The sequence below is a fragment of the Streptomyces sp. NPDC059455 genome (assembly GCF_042750115.1).
Classification (GTDB): domain Bacteria; phylum Actinomycetota; class Actinomycetes; order Streptomycetales; family Streptomycetaceae; genus Streptomyces; species Streptomyces endocoffeicus.
Genome location: NZ_JBHYVB010000202.1, coordinates 1 through 20,732 on the forward strand (window position 1 = coordinate 1; position 20,732 = coordinate 20,732).

Annotated in this window: 17 protein-coding genes and 3 pseudogenes; 14 read left to right on the forward strand and 6 right to left on the reverse strand. The window is 68.0% G+C overall.

Translation table 11 applies throughout. The features are described from left to right. Positions 1–269, forward strand: a 269-nt coding sequence (locus ACFXB5_RS43535) for a hypothetical protein (RefSeq protein WP_385219231.1), incomplete at its 5' end; no start/stop codon positions are given. A 103-nt stretch (positions 270–372) separates the two neighbouring features. On the opposite strand, the gene ACFXB5_RS43540 is transcribed toward ACFXB5_RS43535, so the two are convergent. Further along, complete coding sequence (locus ACFXB5_RS43540) at positions 373–918, reverse strand: MarR family winged helix-turn-helix transcriptional regulator (RefSeq protein ID WP_385219232.1); 546 nt, start codon at positions 916–918, stop codon at positions 373–375. A gap of 77 nt (positions 919–995) precedes the next feature. After that, complete coding sequence (locus ACFXB5_RS43545) at positions 996–2,213, reverse strand: ROK family protein (RefSeq protein WP_385219234.1); 1,218 nt, start codon at positions 2,211–2,213, stop codon at positions 996–998. Between the two features lie 228 nt (positions 2,214–2,441). On the opposite strand from ACFXB5_RS43545, the gene ACFXB5_RS43550 reads away from it, so the two are divergent. The 7 genes from ACFXB5_RS43550 (at position 2,442) to ACFXB5_RS43580 (ending at position 10,175) form a co-directional block, all read left to right on the forward strand. Continuing rightward, entirely contained in the window at positions 2,442–3,539 is a 1,098-nt protein-coding gene (locus tag ACFXB5_RS43550) for a Gfo/Idh/MocA family protein (RefSeq protein ID WP_385219236.1), read from the forward strand. A gap of 56 nt (positions 3,540–3,595) precedes the next feature. Next, positions 3,596–4,591, forward strand: a complete 996-nt coding sequence (locus ACFXB5_RS43555; RefSeq protein WP_385219237.1) for a sugar phosphate isomerase/epimerase family protein — start codon at positions 3,596–3,598, stop codon at positions 4,589–4,591. After that, positions 4,588–5,964, forward strand: coding sequence for an ABC transporter substrate-binding protein (locus ACFXB5_RS43560; protein ID WP_385219239.1), 1,377 nt, complete (start codon positions 4,588–4,590; stop codon positions 5,962–5,964). Before ACFXB5_RS43555 ends, ACFXB5_RS43560 begins: the two co-directional genes overlap by 4 nt. Positions 5,965–5,989: 25 nt before the next feature. Continuing rightward, positions 5,990–6,970 carry a carbohydrate ABC transporter permease gene (locus tag ACFXB5_RS43565; protein ID WP_385219240.1) on the forward strand — a complete coding sequence of 327 codons (981 nt, stop codon included), beginning with the start codon at positions 5,990–5,992 and terminating at the stop codon, positions 6,968–6,970. Beyond that, complete coding sequence (locus ACFXB5_RS43570; RefSeq protein ID WP_385219242.1) at positions 6,967–7,875, forward strand: carbohydrate ABC transporter permease; 909 nt, start codon at positions 6,967–6,969, stop codon at positions 7,873–7,875. The genes ACFXB5_RS43565 and ACFXB5_RS43570 overlap by 4 nt, the downstream gene beginning before the upstream one ends. Before the next feature lie 112 nt (positions 7,876–7,987). Beyond that, complete coding sequence (locus ACFXB5_RS43575; RefSeq protein ID WP_385219244.1) at positions 7,988–9,133, forward strand: Gfo/Idh/MocA family protein; 1,146 nt, start codon at positions 7,988–7,990, stop codon at positions 9,131–9,133. 34 nt (positions 9,134–9,167) lie between these two features. After that, positions 9,168–10,175, forward strand: coding sequence for a sugar phosphate isomerase/epimerase family protein (locus ACFXB5_RS43580; protein WP_385219246.1), 1,008 nt, complete (start codon positions 9,168–9,170; stop codon positions 10,173–10,175). Between the two features lie 196 nt (positions 10,176–10,371). Here ACFXB5_RS43580 and ACFXB5_RS43585 read toward each other — a convergent pair. Continuing rightward, positions 10,372–10,658 (reverse strand): annotated as a pseudogene (locus ACFXB5_RS43585) (transposase family protein); the annotation flags it as partial. Positions 10,659–10,666: 8 nt separating this feature from the next. Next, a complete protein-coding gene (locus ACFXB5_RS43590) occupies positions 10,667–11,875 on the reverse strand; it encodes a tyrosine-type recombinase/integrase (protein ID WP_385219248.1) in 1,209 nt (402 codons plus the stop codon). Between the two features lie 127 nt (positions 11,876–12,002). On the opposite strand from ACFXB5_RS43590, the gene ACFXB5_RS43595 reads away from it, so the two are divergent. Further along, positions 12,003–13,115 (forward strand): integrase core domain-containing protein, encoded by a 1,113-nt coding sequence (locus ACFXB5_RS43595; protein WP_385219249.1) that lies wholly within the window; start codon positions 12,003–12,005, stop codon positions 13,113–13,115. Between the two features lie 21 nt (positions 13,116–13,136). On the opposite strand, the pseudogene ACFXB5_RS43600 reads toward ACFXB5_RS43595, so the two are convergent. Next, positions 13,137–13,721, reverse strand: a pseudogene (locus ACFXB5_RS43600) (integrase); the annotation flags it as partial. Between the two features lie 505 nt (positions 13,722–14,226). Here ACFXB5_RS43600 and ACFXB5_RS43605 point away from each other — a divergent pair. Then, positions 14,227–14,832, forward strand: a complete 606-nt coding sequence (locus tag ACFXB5_RS43605) for a lytic polysaccharide monooxygenase (RefSeq protein ID WP_037952771.1) — start codon at positions 14,227–14,229, stop codon at positions 14,830–14,832. A gap of 502 nt (positions 14,833–15,334) precedes the next feature. Beyond that, positions 15,335–16,537 (forward strand): IS110 family transposase, encoded by a 1,203-nt coding sequence (locus ACFXB5_RS43610; RefSeq protein ID WP_385219250.1) that lies wholly within the window; start codon positions 15,335–15,337, stop codon positions 16,535–16,537. A 13-nt stretch (positions 16,538–16,550) separates the two neighbouring features. Here the strand turns inward: ACFXB5_RS43610 and ACFXB5_RS43615 are convergent. Continuing rightward, positions 16,551–16,919: pseudogene (locus tag ACFXB5_RS43615) on the reverse strand (integrase); the annotation flags it as partial. 669 nt (positions 16,920–17,588) lie between these two features. On the opposite strand from ACFXB5_RS43615, the gene ACFXB5_RS43620 reads away from it, so the two are divergent. The 3 genes from ACFXB5_RS43620 to ACFXB5_RS43630 all read left to right on the forward strand — a co-directional run bounded on the left by ACFXB5_RS43620 (position 17,589) and on the right by ACFXB5_RS43630 (position 20,621). Next, a complete protein-coding gene (locus ACFXB5_RS43620) occupies positions 17,589–18,998 on the forward strand; it encodes a cytochrome P450 (protein WP_385219252.1) in 1,410 nt (469 codons plus the stop codon). Between the two features lie 464 nt (positions 18,999–19,462). Next, the gene (locus ACFXB5_RS43625) at positions 19,463–20,212 is read left to right on the forward strand and encodes an ISAs1 family transposase (protein WP_385219253.1); all 750 of its coding nucleotides are present in this window, start codon (positions 19,463–19,465) and stop codon (positions 20,210–20,212) included. Positions 20,213–20,285: 73 nt separating this feature from the next. Next, positions 20,286–20,621, forward strand: a complete 336-nt coding sequence (locus tag ACFXB5_RS43630) for a hypothetical protein (protein ID WP_385219254.1) — start codon at positions 20,286–20,288, stop codon at positions 20,619–20,621. Positions 20,622–20,732 lie beyond the last annotated feature (111 nt).

Below are 20,732 nucleotides of genomic sequence, written 5' to 3' on the forward strand. Positions count from 1 at the left end.
GGCCTGAACGGCGGGCGTTCGCGCCTTTCTCCGACGCGACGGTCGCTGCCGCGCTCCTCGCAGGCGGCGGCGGTGTCGTCGCGCCGACCGCCCCAGCGACCTCCACCGCGTTCGAGCCGGGCGGGACTCTCGTCGGCGACCCCGAGGACAGGGCCGGCGGTGGCGCAACCGGCTACCGCGTGGCCACCGTGTCCACCGCAGACGGGCAGTGGCACCGCAGTGCTGTCCGGCGGTACCTGAGCCGGTCGCCGACGGCACACCGGTACTGAACCGGCCGCGGTCCGGTGGCCGGGTGCGGGCAGGGCCGCCGAGACGGCTCTCCTTACGGCGGAAGCCGCGTATCGTATCCGGACGTTGTCGACCCCGGGCCGGTCACTCGGCGACGGCAGCCCCCTGCGCGTCCTCCAGTGAACGCTCCAGCTTGCCCAGCAGCCCCGCCAGCTGACGGCACTCCGCCGGGCTCAGTCCGCCCAGCATGTCCCGCTCGTTCCTCAGGTGCTCGGCGAAGAGTTCGTCGATCCGCCTCAGGCCCTCATCGGTCAACCGCGAATACACCACTCGCCGGTCCTCCGGGTCGCGCTCGCGCGCGATCAGGCCGTCCTTCTCAAGCCGGTCGAGACGCAGGGTGACCCCGGCGGAGGTGATCAACCCGCTGGCCGCCAGCTCACCGGCGGTGAGGCGGTACGGGCTGCCCGCACGACGCAGGGCGGTGAGGACATCGAAGCCGGCCAGGGACAGCCCGTGCTTCTCGACCGGGCCACCGATGCCGGACTGGTAGCGGAGGAAGACGCGGTGCAGCCGCCCGAAGACCTGGAGCGGGGAGGTGTCCAGGTCGGGGCGCTCCCGGCGCCACTGGTCCACGATGGACTGCACCGCGTCCGCCCGCGCTGTGCTGTCAGCCGATGATTTCCTTGCCACCTGGGCCACCTCCCCTTTTATCTTAGCGGCGAGAAGTCATGACCTTAGGTGATCGGCGGGCCTGGCCGGGCCGGGGGTCAAGGAGCGAGCCGGGACGGAACCCATGGCTCTCCCGCCAGCACGTTGCCGAGCCCGGCAGGGGACAGCAGGTACTGCGAGGCCATGACAGCGCCGCCGACCGTCCCGGCACGCTCTCCCAGCCTGCTGAGCTCGATCTGCAAGGTGTGCGTGGCGAGCGAGAGCGCCCTGCCGTAGACGACGCTGCGGATGTCGGTCAGCAGGTCCTCGGAGAGCAGGGCGAACATCCCGCCCAGCACGATGCACCCCGGGTTGTAGAAGCTCACCATGGTGGCCACCACTTCGCCGACCTCCCGGGCGGCGGCCCGCACCGCCTGGCGGGCCTCGATGTTCCCGGCGGCGACCAGTTCGGCGACGTCGAAGCTGTTGCGGGTCGGCAGGCCCTGTTCGCGCAGCGCGTGGGCGATGGCGCCGCCGGAGGCGACGGCCATGACACAGCCGGTGTTGCCGCAGGCGCAGTGGACGTGGTCGTACCCCGCGAGCCGTACATGGCCGATGTCACCGGCGGCACTGTTGGTGCCGGAGTGGATGGTGCCGTGGCTGACGATGCCGCATCCGATGCCGGTGCTGACCTTGACGAAGAGCAGGTGGTCGTGGGCCCGGCCACGGGCCCGGTACTCGCCGAGCGCCATGAGGTTGGCGTCGTTGCCCGCGACCACGGGCACGCCGGGGAAGTCGCGGAAGTGGTCAGGTACCAGGCAGCCGTCCCAGCCGGCCATCATCTGCGGACGCACGACACGTCCGCTGCCGGGCTCGACGGGGCCGGGGACGCCGACACCGATTGCCCGGACGTCGGACGGCGGGCGCCCCAGCCCGGCCAACAGCTGCCGGAAGCTGTCGACGGCCAGGCCGAGGAGGCGTTCCGGGCCCTCGTTCACGTCCATGGCTGCCTTGGTCTCGGCGAGTACGTCCGCGCCCAGGTCGGTCACCGCGAAGCGGCTGAGGGTGGCCCCGATGTCGGCGGAGAGGATGACGCCGGCCTGTGCGTTGAGGCTGAGCAGCGCCGGACGGCGTCCGCCGCGCGACTCGCCGTTGCCCGACTCGGCAAGCAGGCCGTGCTCGACCAGCAGGCCCACCCGGTGGGTGATGGTCGAGGCGGCGACACCGGTCGCCCGCGCGAGTTCGCCGCGGCTGGTGGCTCTTCCCGAACCCACCAACTCGACCAGCTCACTCAGGGCTTCGAAGTCCCGCTCGGACGCTGGGCGAGGTCTCGCCATCCGTATTCTCCCTTGCTGAGGCTTTCCATGGAGCACTTGCTTCAAATATAGAATTAACTTCTATCTCTAGTCAATTAAGTATCCGGCCTTATAGCGTCCAAGCAATTAAGTGCGCTGCCTCCGAGTAGCAGGATCGGGCGGGCCCGGCTGTCACCGCCGCTTCCGCAGGACTGGCCGCACTCTCCCCATCCCCATCACCCACACCACGCGATGAACGAAGGCGAAGGCGTGACAGAAATCGATGACATTCGTGTCGGCATCCTCGGCTGCGGCGATGTCCTCGGCCGGTATGTCCCCGGGCTGAGGCGCTACCCCGAGCTCCGGATCGTCCGGTGCGCGGACATCGACACCGACCGCGCCCGGAAGGCCGCCGAGGAGTTCGGCATCCCCGCCTCCGGCTCCCCGGACGAACTCCTCGCGGACAGCGAGGTCGATCTCGTGGTCAACCTGACCCCGCCGGTCTTCCACGCGGCGACCACGGCCCAGGCACTCACCGCCGGCAAGCACGTGTACGTGGAGAAGCCGATCGCGACCACCGTCGAGGACGCCCTCGACCTGTTCGCCCTCGCCCACAAGCACGACCGGCTGCTCGGCTCCGCCACCGACACCTTCCTGGGGAGCGCACCGCAGACCGCCCGCGCCGCGATCGACGGGAAGCGCATAGGCGAACCCATCGCTGTGACGGTGTTCGTCCCGCACAGCAAGGTGGAGACCCGGCACCCGGACCCGACGGCCTTCTTCGGCCCCGGCGGCGGTCCGCTCCTCGACCTCGGCCCGTACTACATCGGCAGCCTGGTCAGCCTCCTCGGCCCGGTCACCCATGTCTACGGTGCCACTCGCAGGGGCGCGGACCAGCGCGTCGTCACCTCGCCGCAGCGCCGCGTGGACACCGTCCCGGTGAACGTCGACACGCATGCGACCGCCGTCCTGCGTTTCGCCTCCGGCGTGCTCGGCACCGTGATGATGAGCTTCGAGGTCTGGGACCATCACCTTCCGCACGCCGAGATCTACGGCACCGAGGGCACCCTCTCGCTGCCCTGGCCCCTCAACTACGACGGGGACGTCACCCTCAAGCGCCACGAGGACCCCGACTGGCAGGTGCTCGAACCCGTCGTCGCCCCGGTGGCGGCCCCCGGGCCCGACCAGTTCCTGCGCGGCCGAGGAGTACGGGACATGGCCGGCGCCCTGGCCGGCGGCCCGCTGCGGGTCGGCGCCGAGCTCGGTCTGCATGTCTTCGAGATCCTCGACGCCATCGAGGCATCGGGCCGGGACAACGCGGTCATAGCCCTGCGCAGCACCTGTGCCCGCCCGGCACCGGTCGAGTAGCAGCGCCCCCCGTTACCCCACAGCACAGTTTCCGGACCGGAGGAGAACACCCCCCCATGGCAACGCCAACAGCCCAGCAGCAGCGCGCGTTCGGCATCGACCTCGTCGCGTTCTTCCACCCCGAGTTCTGGGGCGTGAGCACTCCGGCCGAGGTCGCCGCGAAGGCGGACGCGGATCCGCCGACCTTCTGGAACAAGGTCCTCGACGCCGTGACGGCCGCCGGAATCACCTCCATCGAACTGACCTTCCCGCCCGGTGACTGGCGCAGCGCGATACGCGCCTACGGTTCCGCCCGCGCCTTCGCGGAGGCGCTCTCCGCGCGCGGCATACGCGTCGTCAGCGGCTTCTTCGTCGACCTGGCCCGCTACCACGGAGAGATCCCGGACACCGACATCCCGCGCATCCTGGCCTCGGCCGACGAGTACGCCGACTTCCTGCGCACCTGCGGCGCGGAGATCATGGTCGTCAGCCTGCCCATGCGGCGCAGCTGGGACGACGCGGACCCGTTCTTCGTCGACCGCACGACCGTGGGCCGGATGGCGGACGTCCTCAACCGGCTGGGACACCGGACGCTGCTCAAGGGCGTACGCGTGGCCCTGCACAACGAGGCGCACTCGATGTTCTGCCTGAGCAACGACGTCGACCTCTTCATGCTGCTCACCGACCCGGTGTACGTCTGGCTCTGCGCCGACACCGGCCATCTCAAGCTGTCCGGCGCCGACCCGGTCCATGTCGTGGACCGGCACCGCGACCGGCTCCTGCTCGCCCACTTCAAGGACGCGATCGGCAGCTCACCCGTCCACCTGCCGATCGACGAGACCATCCACGCCGACCACCGCAAGTACTTCCGCCGTGTCGGTGCCGGAGCCGTCGACTGGCTCGGCTGGACCCGGTTGCTGGCCGACATCGGCTACCAGGGCGACACGCTCCTGGAACTCGCCCCCGTGCCAGACCCGGTGTCCGACATGGCCGAGGCACGACGCTACATCTCCACGCTGGCCCACGCCCTCGACCTCCGAGGGCCGGAGCTGAAAGAGAAGGCAGTCTCATGAGAGCAACCGTGACGAAGAAGAGCTGGGCTGTCAGAGCGTCCAAGCCGGCCGCCGTCCTGGTGGCCGCCGCACTGCTCAGCAGCTGTGCCCACAACGAGGAACCCAGCACGGGGACCAGCGCCTCGAAGTCGCTGACCCAGAAGGCCGAGAGCGCCGCGCTCACTGCGGCCGGGGGCAAGAAGATCGGCGGCAAGCTCTCGCTGATCGGCGTGAACGCGGGGGCGGAGGGCGCGGTCATCGAGTCCACGCTCAAGCCATTCGAGGATGCCACCGGAATCGACATCGACTACACCGGTTCCTCCGACGCCAACACCCTGATCCAGACCCGGGTCGACGCCGGCAACGCTCCCGACGTGGTGAACCTTCCCAACGCCGGTTCGCTGGCGACCTACGCCAAGGCCGGCAAGCTGGTTCCGCTCACCTTCATGGACCAGAGCAAGCTGAAGTCCGACTTCGCGCCCACACTGCTCAGCTCGGCCACGGTCGACGGCAAGCTGTACGGGATCTGGAACGAAGTCGACAACTTCATGATCTGGTACAACGCCAAGACCTACAAGGGTCCCAAGGCGCCCGCCGACTGGGCCGCCCTTCAGAAGTGGGCGAAGTCCGCGTCGTCGGGCGACACGGCGCCCTGGTGTATGGGCCTGGCCTCGGGTGCCGCCAGCGGCGTCTCGGGCGCCCAGTTCATCTCCAACCTCTTCCTCTACGAGTCCGGCCCGGAGAAGCTCAAGCAGTTCGCGGAGGGCAAGCTGCCCTTCACCTCCCCCGAGGTCGCCTCCGCCTTCAAGCTCTTCGGCAAGATCGCCACCAGCTCCAAGATGGTCAAGGGCGGCGCCACCGCCGCGCTGAACACCCCGACCGTCGAGGCCGGCAACGGCATGTTCAGCAGCCCGCAGAAGTGCTCCATGCTGGGCTGGGGCAACTACGCCGGAGGCCTGATCACCGCCGCCAACGCCAAGGTCAAGCCGGTCACCGACCTCGACTTCTTCGGCTGGCCTGCGGTGAACAAGGACTATGCCAAGAGCCAGCTGGTCAGCGGACACGTGATGTACGCCTTCAACGACACCCCCCAGGTACGCGCGTTCATGAAGTACTACGCCTCGTCCGAGGCACAGTCGCTGCTGGCCGATAGCGGCCACTGGGTCGTCGCCAACCAGGACGTCACCACCGCCACCTACCCCAACGCACTGATCAAGAAGTCGGCCGCGCAGTACAAGGCCGCCGACAGCGTGAGCCTGTCACCCGTCTCCCAACTGCCCGCCCCCGTCGTCATGGCCCTCTACAAGGGGATCGTGGCCTACGTCCAGAATCCCGGCTCCCTGAACTCGATCCTCGCGGGTATCGAGAAAACCCGTACCGGGGCCACGAGCTAGGTCCAGAGCTAGGAGACGCGACACGATGTCCATGTCCGGCACCCTGCCAGCACTGCTGGCAGGGCTGGTCCTCGCCCCCGTAGCGTTGTTCGGCTGGATGGCGCTGGGCGAGCTGACCATGCGAGGCACCCCTTCCGGGCCTCGCCCCCGCAGCCTGCGACCGTGGCTGTGGCTCACCCCCGCACTGCTGCTCATCGCCGCCGTCCTGGTGTACCCGGCCCTACGCAGCGTGTACTCCAGCTTCTTCGACGCGGACGGTTCGTCGTTCATCGGCCTCGGCAACTACCACTGGGCCTTCACGGACAGCCAGATACTCAAGGCCCTGCGCAACAACGTGCTCTGGCTGGTCGTCTTCCCGGTGCTCACCGTCTGCGTCGCCACGATGGCCGCGATCCTCGGCGACCGTGTCCGGTACGAGCGTTTCGCCAAGGGCGCGTTCATCGTCCCGACGGCCGTCTCGTTCGCGGTCACGGGTGTCATCTGGCAGCTGATGTACCAGTACCGGCCGCCCGGCACCGCCCAGACCGGCACCGTCAACGTCTTCGTGGAGAAGCTGGGCCTCAGTCCGCAGCCGTGGGTGACCGATTCCTCGACCAGCAACTTCGCCCTCATCTTCGCCGCGGTCTGGGCGCACGTGGGACTGGCGACGATCATTCTGTCCGCCGCCGTGAAGGCGGTGCCGGAGGAACTCGTCGAGGCCGCCCGGATCGACGGCGCGGGGGAACTGCAGATCATCTTCCGGGTGATCCTCCCCACCCTGTGGCCCACCATCCTGGTCGTCGGCACCACCCAGGTCATCTACGCACTGAAGATCTTCGACGTGGTGTACGTGATGACCAACGGCAACTACGGCACCGACGTCATCGCGAACAAGGTCTACTCCGAACTGTTCGTCGCCCAGGACTTCGGCCGGGCGAGCGCCATCTCGGTGGTCCTGTTCGTGCTGGCCAGCCCGATCATCATGATGAATCTGCGACAGCTCCGGCGAGAGGAGGAGGCCCGATGAAAACGACGCAGGCCACCGAGGCGACACAGGCGATGAAGTCGACGAGGGTCGCCGCGTCCCGGCCCCGCAAGAAGAAGACCCCCGGTGCGCTGCCCACCCACGTCACGCTCGTGCTGATGTGCGCGGCCTGGCTGGTCCCCGCGCTGGGGCTCGTGGTGACCTCGTTCCGCACCACCCAGGACATGTCCGAGAGCGGGTGGTGGACGTTCTTCACCCGCCCCGCCCTCACGCTCGACAACTACACCGAGGCGTTCCAGTCGGTCGACATGGGCACGAGCATGCTGACCAGCGCGATGATCGCGGTCCCGACCACGCTCATGGTGGTCCTGCTGTCCGCCGTCGCCGGCTATGTCTTCGCCCGGATGCGGTTCCGGGGCAGGAACGTGCTCTTCCTCCTCGTGGTCTCCCTGCTCGTCGTCCCGCCGCAGGTCACCCTGGCGCCCATGCTGCGCCTGCTCACCTCCCTGGGGCTGTCGGGAACACTGCCCGCCGTGTGGATCTACCAGGTCGGACTCTCGATCCCCTTCGGCGTCATGGTCCTGCGCAACGCCTTCGCGGCGCTGCCGCAGGAACTCTTCGAGGCCGCCCGGATCGACGGCGCCTCCGAGACGCGCACCTTCTTCCGTATCGCGCTGCCGCTCTCGACGCCCTCGCTGGCCGCCGTGGCGACCCTGCAGTTCCTCTGGGCCTGGAACGACCTGCTGTCCCCACTGATCTTCCTCGGCGGCAACAGTGAACTGAAGCCGGTCACCACGGAGATCGCCGGCCTCGTCCAGGCGACCGGCTCCGGCGAGAACCTGCTGGTCGCGAGCGCGGTCCTGGCCGTCGTCGTACCGGTGCTGGTCTTCGTCTTCTTCCAGCGCTTCTTCGTGCGGGGCGTGCTGGGAGGCTCGGTCAAGGGATGAGCCACGGTGCCGCTGCGGCGCCGACGCCAGGTTCCAGGCATCGAGCGCAGCGACCGCGTCTGACGCCCCACTCTCCAGACACGACAGCCGGACACTACAGAAGGAACCTCTCATGCAACACCTCGGCGTCGCGCTGATCGGCCACTCATTCATGGGAGCCGTGCACTCCCAGGCCTGGCGCACGGTCGGCCACGTCTACGACCTCCCGGCGCGAGTGGCCATGACAGTGCTCGCCGGACGCCGCGCCGACGCCGCCGCGCAGGCCGCCGGGCGGCTCGGCTGGCAGGACTCCACCGACGACTGGAAGTCCGTACTGCGACGCGACGACGTGCACATCGTCGACATCTGCACGCCTGGCGACAGCCACGCCGACATAGCGGTCGCCGCGCTGGAGGCCGGCAAGCACGTGCTCTGTGAGAAGCCCCTGGCCAACACCGTCGCCGAAGCCCAGGCCATGGCCGACGCCGCCCGCCGGGCCCGTGCACACGGGATCCGCGCCATGGCCGGCTTCACCTACCGCCGTGTCCCCGCTCTCGCCCTCGCCCGGCAGCTCATCGCCGACGGCCGTCTCGGCGACATCCGGCACGTACGCGCCGCCTATCTCCAGGACTGGCTGTACGACCCCGGCGCACCGTTCAGCTGGCGGCTGGAGCGCAAACGGGCGGGCGCCGGCGCCCTCGGCGACATCGGCTCGCACATCATCGACCTCAGCCAGTACCTGCTCGACGACACCATCGACGGGGTCTCCGCACAGACCGCCACCTTCGTCCAGGACCGCCCGCTCACCGACAGCCCTGGGCGCACCGGCCGGGTCACCGTCGACGACGCGGCGGTCTTCACCGCCCGCTTCACGGGCGGCACGCTGGCGACGTACGAGGCCACCCGGTACGCCACCGGCCGCAAGAACGCCCTCCGTATCGAGGTCAACGGCTCGCTCGGCAGCCTGGCCTTCGACTTCGAGTCGATGAACGAACTCTCCTTCCACGACGCCGCCCAGGATCCCGGGAACACCGCCGGATTCCGCCGTATCCTCGCGACCGAGCCCGGACACCCCTACCTGGAGGGCTGGTGGCCGCCCGGCCACGGCCTGGGCTACGAGCACGCCTTCACGCACCAGGCGCTGGACCTGCTGACGGCGATCAGCGACGGCACCGACCCCGCTCCGGGGTTCGAGGAGGGGTTGCGGGTGCAGCGGGTGATCGCCGCCGTGGAGGCCAGCGCCGCCGACGAGAGCCGGTACACGCGTATCCCCCGATAGAGCCCGACAGAGCCCCATAGGCAAGGAACCGTTCATGTCATCACGTCCCGTCACCCTGTTCACCGGCCAGTGGGCCGACCTGCCCTTCGTCGAGGTCTGCGAACTCGCCGCCGGGTGGGGTTACGACGGGCTGGAGATCGCCTGTTCCGGCGATCACCTGGATGTCGCCCGGGCCCTGGCCGAGCCGGACTACCTGCCCGCCAAGCGCACCCTGCTCGACCAGCACGGCCTGCGCGTCTTCGCCATCTCCAACCATCTCACTGGCCAGGCCGTCTGCGACCACATCGACGAACGCCACCGGGCCATCCTGCCCACCCGGATCTGGGCCGACGGCGACCCCGAAGGCGTACGACAGCGCGCCGCCGCCGAGCTCAAGGACACCGCACGCGTCGCCGCCGCCCTGGGCGCCGACGTCGTCACCGGCTTCACCGGATCATCCATCTGGCACACCGTAGCGATGTTCCCGCCCGTGCCCGCCGAGACGATCGAACGCGGCTACCAGGACTTCGCCGACCGCTGGAACCCCATCCTCGACGTCTTCGACGCCGAAGGAGTGCGCTTCGCCCACGAAGTGCACCCCAGCGAGATCGCCTACGACTACTGGACCACCCAGCGCGCCCTGGAGGCCATCGGCCACCGCCTCGCCTTCGGGCTCAACTTCGACCCCAGCCACTTCCTCTGGCAGGACCTGGACTACCTCGGCTTCGCCTGGGACTTCCGTGACCGCGTCTACCACGTCGACTTCAAGGACGCGAAGAAACACCTCAACGGCCGCAACGGCCGCCTCGGCTCCCACCTCCCCTGGGCCGACCCCCGACGCGGCTGGGACTTCGTCTCCCTCGGCCACGGCGACATCGACTTCGAGGGCTGCGTCCGGATCCTGAACTCCATCGACTACACCGGCCCCATCTCCGTGGAATGGGAGGATGCCGGCATGGACCGCCTCATCGGCGCCCCCGACGCACTGGCACGGGTCCGCGCCCTCACCGCCATCCAGCCCCCGTCCGCCGCATTCGACGCGGCCTTCAGCACGCGCCGCTGAACGAAGCGTCAGCCCGGCGCGGCGCAAGGCCGGCGGGCATGCCGGAGCCCGTGGCCGGGTCTGTAAAACGATCGGCTCTGGCTCGTAGTCGGTGGTGACGCCGGGTAGCCGTCCGCCATCATGATCTCGTGATGGATGTCAACTCCCTTATCGGAACAATGTTTTACGGGCTGTCGGCACTGAGCCCTTTCCAACCTCACGTTGTTGCGTGGTGAAGGACGAGTACGGCCTTGACCACGTCGGTGACCCGGTTGGTGCTGCAGCGGAGTTTCCGCAGGAGGCGCCAGCCCTTGAGGGTGGCCATGGCCTGCTCGCCGACGCAGCGGATCTTGGCGTGGGTGGTGTTGTGCCGTCGCTTCCACCGCTTGAGCCGACGGCCCCGAAACGGAACCCGGACGGGTCCGTCGGCACCTTGATACGCCTTGTCCGCCCAGCATTGGAGCCCCGCATCGGCGAGGGCTGGATGATCCCGTGGTGGCGCGCGATGGGGGTCAAGGGGTCGCAGGTTCAAATCCTGTCGTCCCGACCAGCGTTTTCGCAGGTCGGAGGCCGTTTTTCCAGAGATGGGAAAGCGGCCTTCTTCGTGTTGTGCGGCGTGGTGGTCGCATGGTGGTCGCACGCACGCCTTGGGGTGTGGAGGCATTGGGTGAACTGGCGGCCGGGGTGGTGGAGTAGGGCAGCGTGAGGCGTATCCGGTGTCCGTTCGGGTGGTCGCGGCGTGGTCGCAGCCAGGCGGGCCAGTGGGGCTGGCGGTCGGCGGTGGGGTCGGCTTGGGCGAGTGCGGTGTCGATGGCGTCTACGGCGTCGTGGGCGGCTTGGTGGGTGAGGTGGCTGTAGAGGTTCGCGGTGGTGGAGAGGGTGGAGTGCCGCAGGGTTTTGGAGACGACGGTGAGTGGGATGCCCGCGGTGATGGAGAGGGTGGCGGCGAGGTGTCGCAGGTCGTGCAGGGTGATGCGGGGGACGCCTGCTTCCTCGGCGCGGCGGCGGAAGCGGTCCAGGACGGTCTGAGGTCGCAGTGGGCCTCCGTCGGGTCGGCAGAAGACCAGCCCGGTGAAGGGATACGAGGAGCGGTCAAACAGAGCTGAATCCGGGGCCTCGGCTGCGCGGCGTGTGAGCGCGGCTGCCACGCGCGGGGAGATGGCGACCCAGTTCTTGCTGCTGCGGGTCTTGGGCGAGGTGATGACCAGGCGGGCGTTGTTGATGGCTGAGAGGGTGTAACGGACGTAGAGCACCCCTTCGTTGAGGTGCACGTCGTGCCAGTGGAGGGCGAGTGCTTCCCCTTTGCGAATGCCGGTGCCGATCAGGAGTTCGCACACATCTGCGATGAGTGGGTCGGTGTGGTGGCAGTAGCGCAGGAAGCGGGTTGCTTCCTCGGCTGTCCAAATGCGTCGCTCGGCGGTGGGTGGTCGGGGCAGGACGGCGGGGCGTGCGGGGTTGTGGGTGAGGCGGTGCTGGGGGACAGCGTCGCCCAGGGCGCTGGAGAGGGTGGCCAGGCACCGGTGGACGGTCACTTGGCCGCGGCCTGCGGCGAGCTGGGTGTGAACGAATCCAGCGGTGTGGCGGTGGCCGAGCTCGTCAAGCTTGAGCGCGCCCAGGGCGGGGATCAGGTCGCCGGTGACGTAGTCGCGATAGCGGGCCAGCGTGGTCGGCTTGAGCACGTACGCCTTCGTCTCCAGCCAAGCGGAGAGGTAATCGGCCACGGTTTGGTGCGGGTCGCCGTTGAACCCGCCGGCCTCGCCCTCGAGGATCCTGAAGGGTGTCTTTATTGGCGTACGGTGGTTGACTTGGGGCTTTGCGATCGGCCAAGTATGGGCATGATCAGTGATCGTGGGTCTGCGACTGCTCTACTTGATCTTCTGCCGACTCTTGGGCTGCCTCCTCTTGCTGGGCCGTTCGACCGCCGCGAACAACGCCGAGATCCTCGCGCTTCGCCATGAGGTCGCCGTGCTTCGTCGGCAGATCGAGCGCCCGCGGCTGTCATGGGCTGATCGTGCCGTGCTCTCCGCTCTCGCCCGCCAGCTGCCACCCGTCTTACGCCGTCATCGGCTGGTCACCCCGGGGACGCTGCTGGCCTGGCACCGCCGTCTGGTGTGCTGGAAGTGGCGTCAGACAGCGGTCGGACCGGGTCGGCCACCGCTGGCAGAAGAGATTGCGGCGCTCATCCAGCGCCTGGCGCGAGAGAACCCGACCTGGGGGTATGTCAGAATCCAGGGTGAGCTCCGACGGCTCGGCCATAGGGTTGCCGCCGCCACGATCCGACGTGTCCTGCGCCGCTCCGGTCTACCGCCCGCACCGCAGCGCGCATCCCAGCAGACCTGGCGCTCGTTCCTCCGCGCCCAGGCCCATACGCTGCTCGCCTGTGACTTCATGCACGTGGAGACCGTCTTCCTCAAACGTCTCTACGTCTTCTTCGTCATGGAGATTGCCACCCGGCGCGTTCACGTCCTGGGCGTCACCGCCCACCCGACCGGCGCATGGGTCACTCAACTCGCCCGCAATCTGCTCATGGATCTCGGCGACAGGGCCGAGTGCTTCCGGTTCCTCATACGGGACCGGAACAGCAAGTTCATTGCCGCATCTGACGCCGTCTTCGGCGGCAACGGGACTGCCGTCATCCCGACTCCGCCGCAAAGCCCACGGTCCAACGCGTTCGCCGAACGATGGATACGTACAGCCCGTGCAGAATGCACCGACCGCCTCCTCATCATCGGCGAAGGACACCTACGTACGGTCCTGACCAGGTACACCGAGTACTACAACTCCGGACGAGCTCACCGCAGCCTCGACCTACGTGCTCCAGACGACGACCCGGACATCATCCTCCTGCCCGCCGCCACGGTCAGGCGCAAGCAGGTACTCGGCGGACTGCTCAACGAGTACCACGTCACGCCACCCCGACCGCCTCATCACCCACAGGAAACGCCCAGCTCAGCAGCCTGATCGGAATATTGACACCCTTCAGGGGTGTGTGGTGGCGCCGAGGATCCGGATGCGCCTGGTGGCATGCTCGATGACAGCGAAGACGTACAGGCGCGCTCCGGGCAGCGTGCGGACTTCGAAGAGATCGCAGGCGAGAAGAGCCTTGGCCTGGCTGCGGAGGAAGTCGGCTCAGGTGGTGCTCTGCCGTTCGGGTGCGGGTGGGATGCCGTGCTGGCGGAGGATTTCCCAGACCGTTGAGGCGGCGACCTTGATCCCCAGGGCTGCGAGTTCGCCGTGGATCCGGCGATATCCCCACGAGGCTTTCTTCCTGGCCAGGCGCAGGACCAGGGCGCGGATCGACTGGATGGTGCGTGGGTGTCCGCGTCGTCTGGATACGCAGGTCGCGGCATGGCGCCGCCTGAGCAGTTCACGATGCCAGCGCAACACCGTGTCGGGCCGGACCAGCAGTAGAAGGTGCCGCAGTCTGTCTTTGGGGAGGTGGTGGAGCAGGCCGGCGAGGACAGCGCGATCACTGTCGGCGAAGGTGGGCTTGCCAACCTGACGCTGCAGGAGCAGCAGTTGGTGCCGGAGTACCAGGATCTCGACGTCCTTGTCTCTGTCGTTCATCGGCAGGAGGCGTAGGAACGCCAGGGCGTTGGCCGCGGCGAGGTAGGCCAGACGCAGCCGTACGACAGATCATGATGCCGCCGGGTCCCTGCGCAGGTGAAGACACTTGGGCGAATGTCGAGGAGAACCGAAGATCCGTGATCAGGCTCCCAATCTGCGTGGATGATTCATCGGCACCCGCAGTGTCGTGGCTCTCTGAGCTCCGAATTACGCGGAACGCAGGCAGGCCGCACCCTCGCTTTCCGGTTTCGGGAAGGGTTCTGACTGTCGTGCCACCGAAGTCGCCGAAGCCTCCCGTGACTCCCGGCTCACGGCAGATTCCCTGATCGCCGCCCACCCCTGTACTCAACTCCGTTTGTTTCATTGACATTTCACTCAGAAGTCGTAGGTTGGGAGCGCTCCCATGGTGCCTTTCAACTGGAAGGAGTTCCCCCACATGCGCAAACAGAGCCCATTAACCGGGCGTTCCCGGTCGGCCCTCCGCCGGCCTCTCCAAGCGCTCGCCATGCTGTTCGCCGTTGTTGTCGGCGCACTGACCTGGTCGGCCCCCGCCCAGGCTCACGGCTCTGTCGTCGGCCCCGCCTCCCGCGCGTACCACTGCTGGGAAAGGTGGGGTAACGACCACATGAACCCGGCCATGCAGACCGAAGACCCCATGTGTTGGCAGGCCTTCCAGGCCAACCCCGACACCATGTGGAACTGGATGAGCGCGCTCCGCGACGGCCTCGGTGGCCAGTTCCAGTCGCAGACCCCCAACGGGACGCTCTGCAGCAACAACCTCTCGAGGAACGCCAGTCTGAACAAGCCCGGGCAGTGGAAGACGACCACCGTCGGCAACAACTTCTCGGTCCACGTGCACGACCAGGCGTCCCACGGTGCCGACTACTTCACGGCCTACGTGAGCAAGCAGGGCTTCGACCCCAAGACCCAGACCCTGGGCTGGGGCAACCTCGACTTCATCACGCAGACCGGCCGCTTCGGCCCGGCGACGGACTACACGTTCAACGTCAGCACCTCCGGCTACACCGGACACCACATCCTGTTCGTGATCTGGCAGGCCTCGCACCTCGACCAGGCCTACATGTGGTGCAGCGACGTGAACTTCGGCTGAGCAGGGGAGCACCGCACATGGCACCGGTCTCTGCCGGGCGCCAGTAACCCGCCGCCCGGCCGACCGAGCTCCGTCGGGGCAAGGGACCCATTTGGTCACCCTGCCCCGACGGGGCTCCCTTCGCTCCTGGTGTGAACGCGCCCGATCGCACGGCAGTCGCACGGTAGCTGACTCCCCACCATCCCATCGTACGACTCCAGCACTCAACGGCCATTGAGACTCCCAGACCGTGGAGGCGGCGATCTTGATTCCCAGCGCTGTGAGTTCGCCGTGGATCCGTCGGTATCCCCATGAGGTGTTCCCTAAGAATGTTGGCGGTCCAGGAGGAACGGGCGTGGCTGATGAGGTGTTGCCGTTTATGGCTCAAGGAGAATGGCCGCCCGGTCCTCCGGGACGCTCCGACCACTGATTGAGAACTGCGGTCATCGCTGGTTAGGGACCTGTCGGCGGAGTGTTCTCCGGGCCATGGAAGTGCTGGTCACGGTGGAACGGAGCGACGGACTTGAGCACGCGGCAGGAGCGAATATGGGTCGGCATCGATGCCGGCAAGGGACATCACTGGGCGGTGGCCCTCGACGCCGGCGGCGAGACGCTGTTCTCGACGAAGGTGATCAACGACGAGGCCCAGATTCTCACTGTCATCGAGGCCGCCGGTGAACGGGCCGACGAGGTGCGGTGGGCCGTGGACATCTCCGGCCGGGCCTCCACGCTGCTCCTTGCCCTGCTGATCGCCCATGGCCAGAAGGTCGTCTACGTGCCAGGCCGGACGGTCAACCGCATGTCCGGCGCCTACAAGGGCGAGGGCAAGACCGATGCCCGGGACGCCCGCGTCATCGCCGACCAGGCCCGTATGCGCAGGGACTTCGCCCCGCTGGACACCCCGCCGGAGCTGGTCTCCACGCTCCAGCTGCTGACGAACCACCGGGCCGACCTGATCGCCGACCGGGTCCGGCTGATCAACCGACTCCGCGACCTGCTCGTGGGCATCTGCCCCGCCCTGGAGCGGGCTTTCGACTACTCCGTGGCCAAGGGACCGGTCGTCATGCTGACCGAGTACCAGACACCAGCTGCCCTCCGGCGGATCGGCGTCAAGCGGCTGACGACCTGGCTGGAACGCCGCAAGGTCCGCGGTGCCACCGAAGTCGCCGCCAAGGCCGTCGAGGCAGCCAAGACGCAGATGACCGCTCTGCCCGGCGAGAAGAGGGCCGCCAAGCTGGTCTGCGATCTCGCCCACCAGCTCCTGGCCCTGGACGAGCGGATCAAGGACACCGACCGAGAGATCCGCGAGACCTTCCGCACCGACGACCGCGCCGAGATCATCGAATCGATGCCTGGCATGGGCCCGATCCTGGGCGCCGAGTTCGTCGCCATCGTCGGCGACCTGTCCGGCTACCGTGACGCCTGTCGGCTCGCCTCCCATGCCGGCCTGGCTCCGGTGGCCCGGGACTCCGGCCGCCGGACCGGCAACTACCACCGGCCCAAGCGCTACAACCGGCGGTTGCGGCACATCTTCTACATGTCGGCGCAGACCGCAATGATGCGGCCCGGACCATCGCGCGACTACTACCTCAAGAAGCGATCGGAGGGCCTGCTGCACACCCAGGCCCTGCTCTCGCTCGCCCGCCGCCGGATCGACGTTTTGTGGGCAATGCTGCGTGACAAGAGGTTCTTCACCTCCGCCCCGCCGGTCACGCAGTCGGCTTGACACGATCATTGAGATTCTCCCTGGCCAGGCGCAGGACCAGGGCGCGTATCGATCGGATGGTGCGTGGGCGTCCGCGTCGCCTGGGTACGCAGGATGCGGCATGGCGCCGCTTGAGCAGGTCGCGATGCCAGCGCAACACCGTGTCGGGGCGGACCAGCAGCAGAAGGTGCCGCAGTCTGTCTTTGGGGAGGTGGTGGAGCAGGCCGGCGAGGGTGGCACGGTCGCTGTCGGTGAGGGTCGGCTTGCCAATCTGACGCTGTAGGACCAGCAGTTGGTGCCGGAGTACGAGGATCTCGATGTCCTTGTCTCTGTCGCTCATCGGCAGGAGGCGTGGGAACGCCAGGGCGTTGGTCGCGGCGAGGTAGGCCAGGCGCAGCAGCACGACAGACCATGATGCCGCCCCGGCCCTTTGCGGGTGAAGGCACTTGGGCGAATGTCGAGGAGAACCGAAGATCCGTGATCAGGCTCCCGACCTGCGTGGAAGATTTATCGGCACCCGCAAGGTCGAACACAAGACAACCGTGACCACCACTGTCACCTTGACCAGCATCGACAGACCTTCAATCCCCGGTCTTGTAATAAAGACATCCTTCAGGACCGTACCGGGCGAAGTCGAGGTAGCCCGCTGATTCGTCGGACTGCGACGAATGCCGGTCGATTCCCATGTCGTGTGGCGCCCTGACTATGATCCCCTCCGGTCTTGGGCAAGCCACCGCCCCCGGACCTCATCCTGCCGGTTCGGAATCCACGCGGAGGCCGACGCCGCGCCCCGGGGTACGGGCGGTGGCGGAAATCGCGCGGTGCCCTGAGCTGCGAACCACGGGTAAACCAGGGTCAGTTCGCATGCCGCAGGGCGCACGGCGGACGAGGAGGCGGGGGTTTCGCGGACCCGTTCGCCCTGTTCAGGGTCGGCTCCGGGGCGCTACTCTGACTGCGCCGTAGCGGGCCTCTCGTGCTCCGTGCCGCGCATCAGGGTGCCGTGGGGCGTCCCCACCCGGATCTCGCGGCCTGGCCGGATTTGACATCGCTGTCGTACTAAGGACATCAAGACATGGCATTCGCCCCTTCGGACCTGGAGTCTCTGGCGGTTGAGCCGCTGATGACACGGGAGTTCGAGACCCGGCCCGCGGCCGTCTACTCGCGCCTGCGGAGCCGGTACGGGCCGGTGGCGCCCGTCGATCTCTACGGGGTCCCAGTCTGGATGGTGCTCGGCTACCGCGAGGTGCGGGAGGTTCTGCGCGACGAGACCCTGTGGAAGAAGGACCCCAAGCACTGGCGGTGGCTGCGCGAAGGCCGAGTGCCGTCCGACTGGCCGCAACTGCCCAACTACATGATCAGTTTCCAGCTGATGCAGGACGACGAGCAGCGCAAGGCCACGCGCGCCATCCTGGACGCGGCCCTCGCCCCGTTCCAGGACACGTTCGCGCCCCAGTCCTGGGATCTGGCGAACACCGTTGCCCGGCACGCCGATGAGCTGATCACGTTCTTCACGGACGGCAATGACAGCGGGGTGGTGGACCTCAACGCGCACTTCGCGCGGCCACTGACGCTGATGGTGATCAACAGGCTGTTCGGCTTCCCGGCCGAGCAGGGGGACGACGTCTTCATGGACGCGTGGCGCATTCTGGACGTCGATCCGGACGCCGCCGCGGCCGTGGGACGGCTGCTGGCCGCGACGACCGAGCTGGCCGCGCACAAGAAGCAGCACCCCGGCGACGATCTGGCCAGCCGAATGCTCGCCGCCGACCCCTTGTTGAGTGTGGAGCAGGTGGGCCTGGAGCTCTACGCGGTCCTCGTCATCATGTCGGAGATGACCAGCTACACCATCGCGAACAGCCTGCTGGAGGTGGTGGCCGGGGAGGCGGGGAAATCCAGTCTGATGGCCGGGCCCGCCGAGGAACTGGTCAACCGCGTACACATCGCCTCGCCTCCGTGGACCAATCTCTCGTCCCGCTTCCCCGCGGCCGACACCGAGTTGGGAGGTTTCCGGCTGGCTGCGGGCGATGCGGTCATGCCCTCGATCGCCGCCGCGCACCACGACCCCATGTTCGCGACCTCCGGAAGCTACGAGAGGGCGGTGAGTTCGCGTGCCCATCTCGCCTTCGGCGCCGGCCCGCATCAGTGCCCTGGCCGGGACCTCGCCGACATGATCGTCTCCACGGCGGTGCGCACGCTGTTCGACCGGTGCGACTTCGAACTCGACGTGCCCGTCGATGAGTTGCCCTGGCGCTCATCGGCGTACGTACGCGGCCTGAAGTCCCTGCTGGTCCGGTTCCAGATACGGGAGTGGCAGGCCCCGCGGCGCCCGGCTGCGGGGGCAGCCGTACCCACACCAGCGGCACCGGCCCCCGCGCCTACCTCGGATCCGGAACCCGCACCCTCCGCTGAGGCCGAGCCCGCGCAGCCGGAACGGCCCCGCTCCGCGCTCTGGCGCTTCCTGGCGAGCCTGCGCCGGGGATAGAAACAACGCCGTGACTCTGTTGGTGATCTTCTGGAGTTATGCGGCGATGGTGCAGAGGGAGTGGAAGCGTGTTGATCGGCGGTGGCTGGTCGTCGCCTCGGCGATCCAGTCGGCGACGCGGGTGAGGTTGCAGGCCAGTGCGGTCAGGACGTGCTGGACATTGTTGGTGCCGACAAATCATCCGGCCTGGTCATGTGGCACGTCCGCACTGGTGGAGGTTCCGTCGAGTCGGTCTCGTCGGTCAGGTGGGCGAGTTGGGCTTGCTGGGTGATCAGGGCGCGAGCGTTCTCGGCTGGCGAGATGAGCGGACAGACGGGCTTTTTCATGTTCGCGTGTGTCCGCCCGAAGAAACGTTGATACGTGCCAGGTTGCCTCACGTTGCGCTTGGGGGCCGGTCGGAGAACGGCGGAAGCGGTCGTTGATGATCAAGGTGTCTGACGCCTCATCAACAACAACCGCTTCCGATGCCATCATCCTCGATCACCGCGCTCGAGCGCCACCGCGCCCACGATGCGGTCGCCTCCCTCGACCCCGCCGACCTCGGCCAGGCGGTCGACCTCGCCGAGGTCCTGGACGGCCTGCCCGATCCCCGGCGCAGCCAGGGCCGCCGCTACCGTCTCGGCCCGATGCTCGCGCTGTGCACCCTGGCCGTACTCGCCGGTGCCCGCACCCTCGCCGCGATCGCCCGACATGCCGCCGAACTCCCACCCCACCTGCACGAACGCCTCGGACTACGGGCCGCGCCTCGCGCCGGCACCCTCGGCCGCCTGCTGGCCCGCCTGGACGGCGACACCCTCGACACCGCCGTCGGCCCCTGGCTCGCCCACCTTGCCGACCCCGGCGAGGCCGTGGCCCTGGACGGCAAGGCCCTGCGCGGCTCACGTACCGCCGAACAGCGCGCGATCCACCTCGTGTCCGTGATCACCCACAACGGCAGGCTGACCTTGAACCAACGCCAAGTCGCCGACAAGAGCGGCGAGATCACCACCTTCAAGCCGCTGCTGGCCGACCTCGACCTGGCTGGCCGCACCGTCACCTTCGACGCCCTGCACTCTCAGCACGAGCACGCCCGCTACCTCGTCGAGACGAAGAACGCCCACTACGTCGCGCTGATCAAGGACAATCATCCAAAGCTCGCGGCGTTCCTGCGCGAACTGCGCTGGGCCGACATCCCGCTCGGGTACCGCACCCGACCGCGCGCACGGACGCGATGAGATCCGCCGCCTCAAGGCCGCCACCGTGCCCAAGCGGCTGGCCTTCCCGCACGCCGTGCAGGCCCTGTAGACCGTGCGACGCCGCCGCGACCTGCAGACCGGCAAGGTCACCCTGGAGCGCGTCTGCGCCCTCACCGACCTCACCGCGGCCCAGGCCACCCCAGCACGGCTGGCGAAGATCGTTCGAGGGCACTGGGGGATCGAGGCGCATCACCACGTCAGAGACGTCACGTTCGCCGAGGACGCCAATCGCATCCACACGGGCACCGCCCCCAGAGCGATGGCCGGCTTCCGCAACCTCGCCATCGCCTTGGCCCGCTCGATCGGCTGGGACAACCTGGCCGCCGCTGTCGACTACTACCGGTCCCATCCCGATCACGCACTCGACCTCATCAAGACCAAATCATGAGAACGCTCGCGCCTTGCTTCTGCACCACCTGCCCAAAGACAGACTGCGGCACCTTCTGCTGCTGCTCTGCCCCGAGACTTGCGCTGGCATCGGGAGCTGCTCAGGCGGCGC

What these genes read in the sequence shown, in the direction of transcription:
- ACFXB5_RS43545 (WP_385219234.1), bottom strand. Translation starts at nt 2,213, where the DNA reads ATGGCGAGACCTCGCCCAGCGTCCGAGCGGGACTTCGAAGCCCTGAGT.
- ACFXB5_RS43555 (WP_385219237.1), top strand. Translation starts at nt 3,596, where the DNA reads ATGGCAACGCCAACAGCCCAGCAGCAGCGCGCGTTCGGCATCGACCTC.
- ACFXB5_RS43560 (WP_385219239.1), top strand. Translation starts at nt 4,588, where the DNA reads ATGAGAGCAACCGTGACGAAGAAGAGCTGGGCTGTCAGAGCGTCCAAG.
- ACFXB5_RS43565 (WP_385219240.1), top strand. Translation starts at nt 5,990, where the DNA reads ATGTCCATGTCCGGCACCCTGCCAGCACTGCTGGCAGGGCTGGTCCTC.
- ACFXB5_RS43570 (WP_385219242.1), top strand. Translation starts at nt 6,967, where the DNA reads ATGAAAACGACGCAGGCCACCGAGGCGACACAGGCGATGAAGTCGACG.
- ACFXB5_RS43575 (WP_385219244.1), top strand. Translation starts at nt 7,988, where the DNA reads ATGCAACACCTCGGCGTCGCGCTGATCGGCCACTCATTCATGGGAGCC.
- ACFXB5_RS43580 (WP_385219246.1), top strand. Translation starts at nt 9,168, where the DNA reads ATGTCATCACGTCCCGTCACCCTGTTCACCGGCCAGTGGGCCGACCTG.
- ACFXB5_RS43605 (WP_037952771.1), top strand. Translation starts at nt 14,227, where the DNA reads ATGCTGTTCGCCGTTGTTGTCGGCGCACTGACCTGGTCGGCCCCCGCC.
- ACFXB5_RS43620 (WP_385219252.1), top strand. Translation starts at nt 17,589, where the DNA reads ATGGCATTCGCCCCTTCGGACCTGGAGTCTCTGGCGGTTGAGCCGCTG.
- ACFXB5_RS43625 (WP_385219253.1), top strand. Translation starts at nt 19,463, where the DNA reads ATGCCATCATCCTCGATCACCGCGCTCGAGCGCCACCGCGCCCACGAT.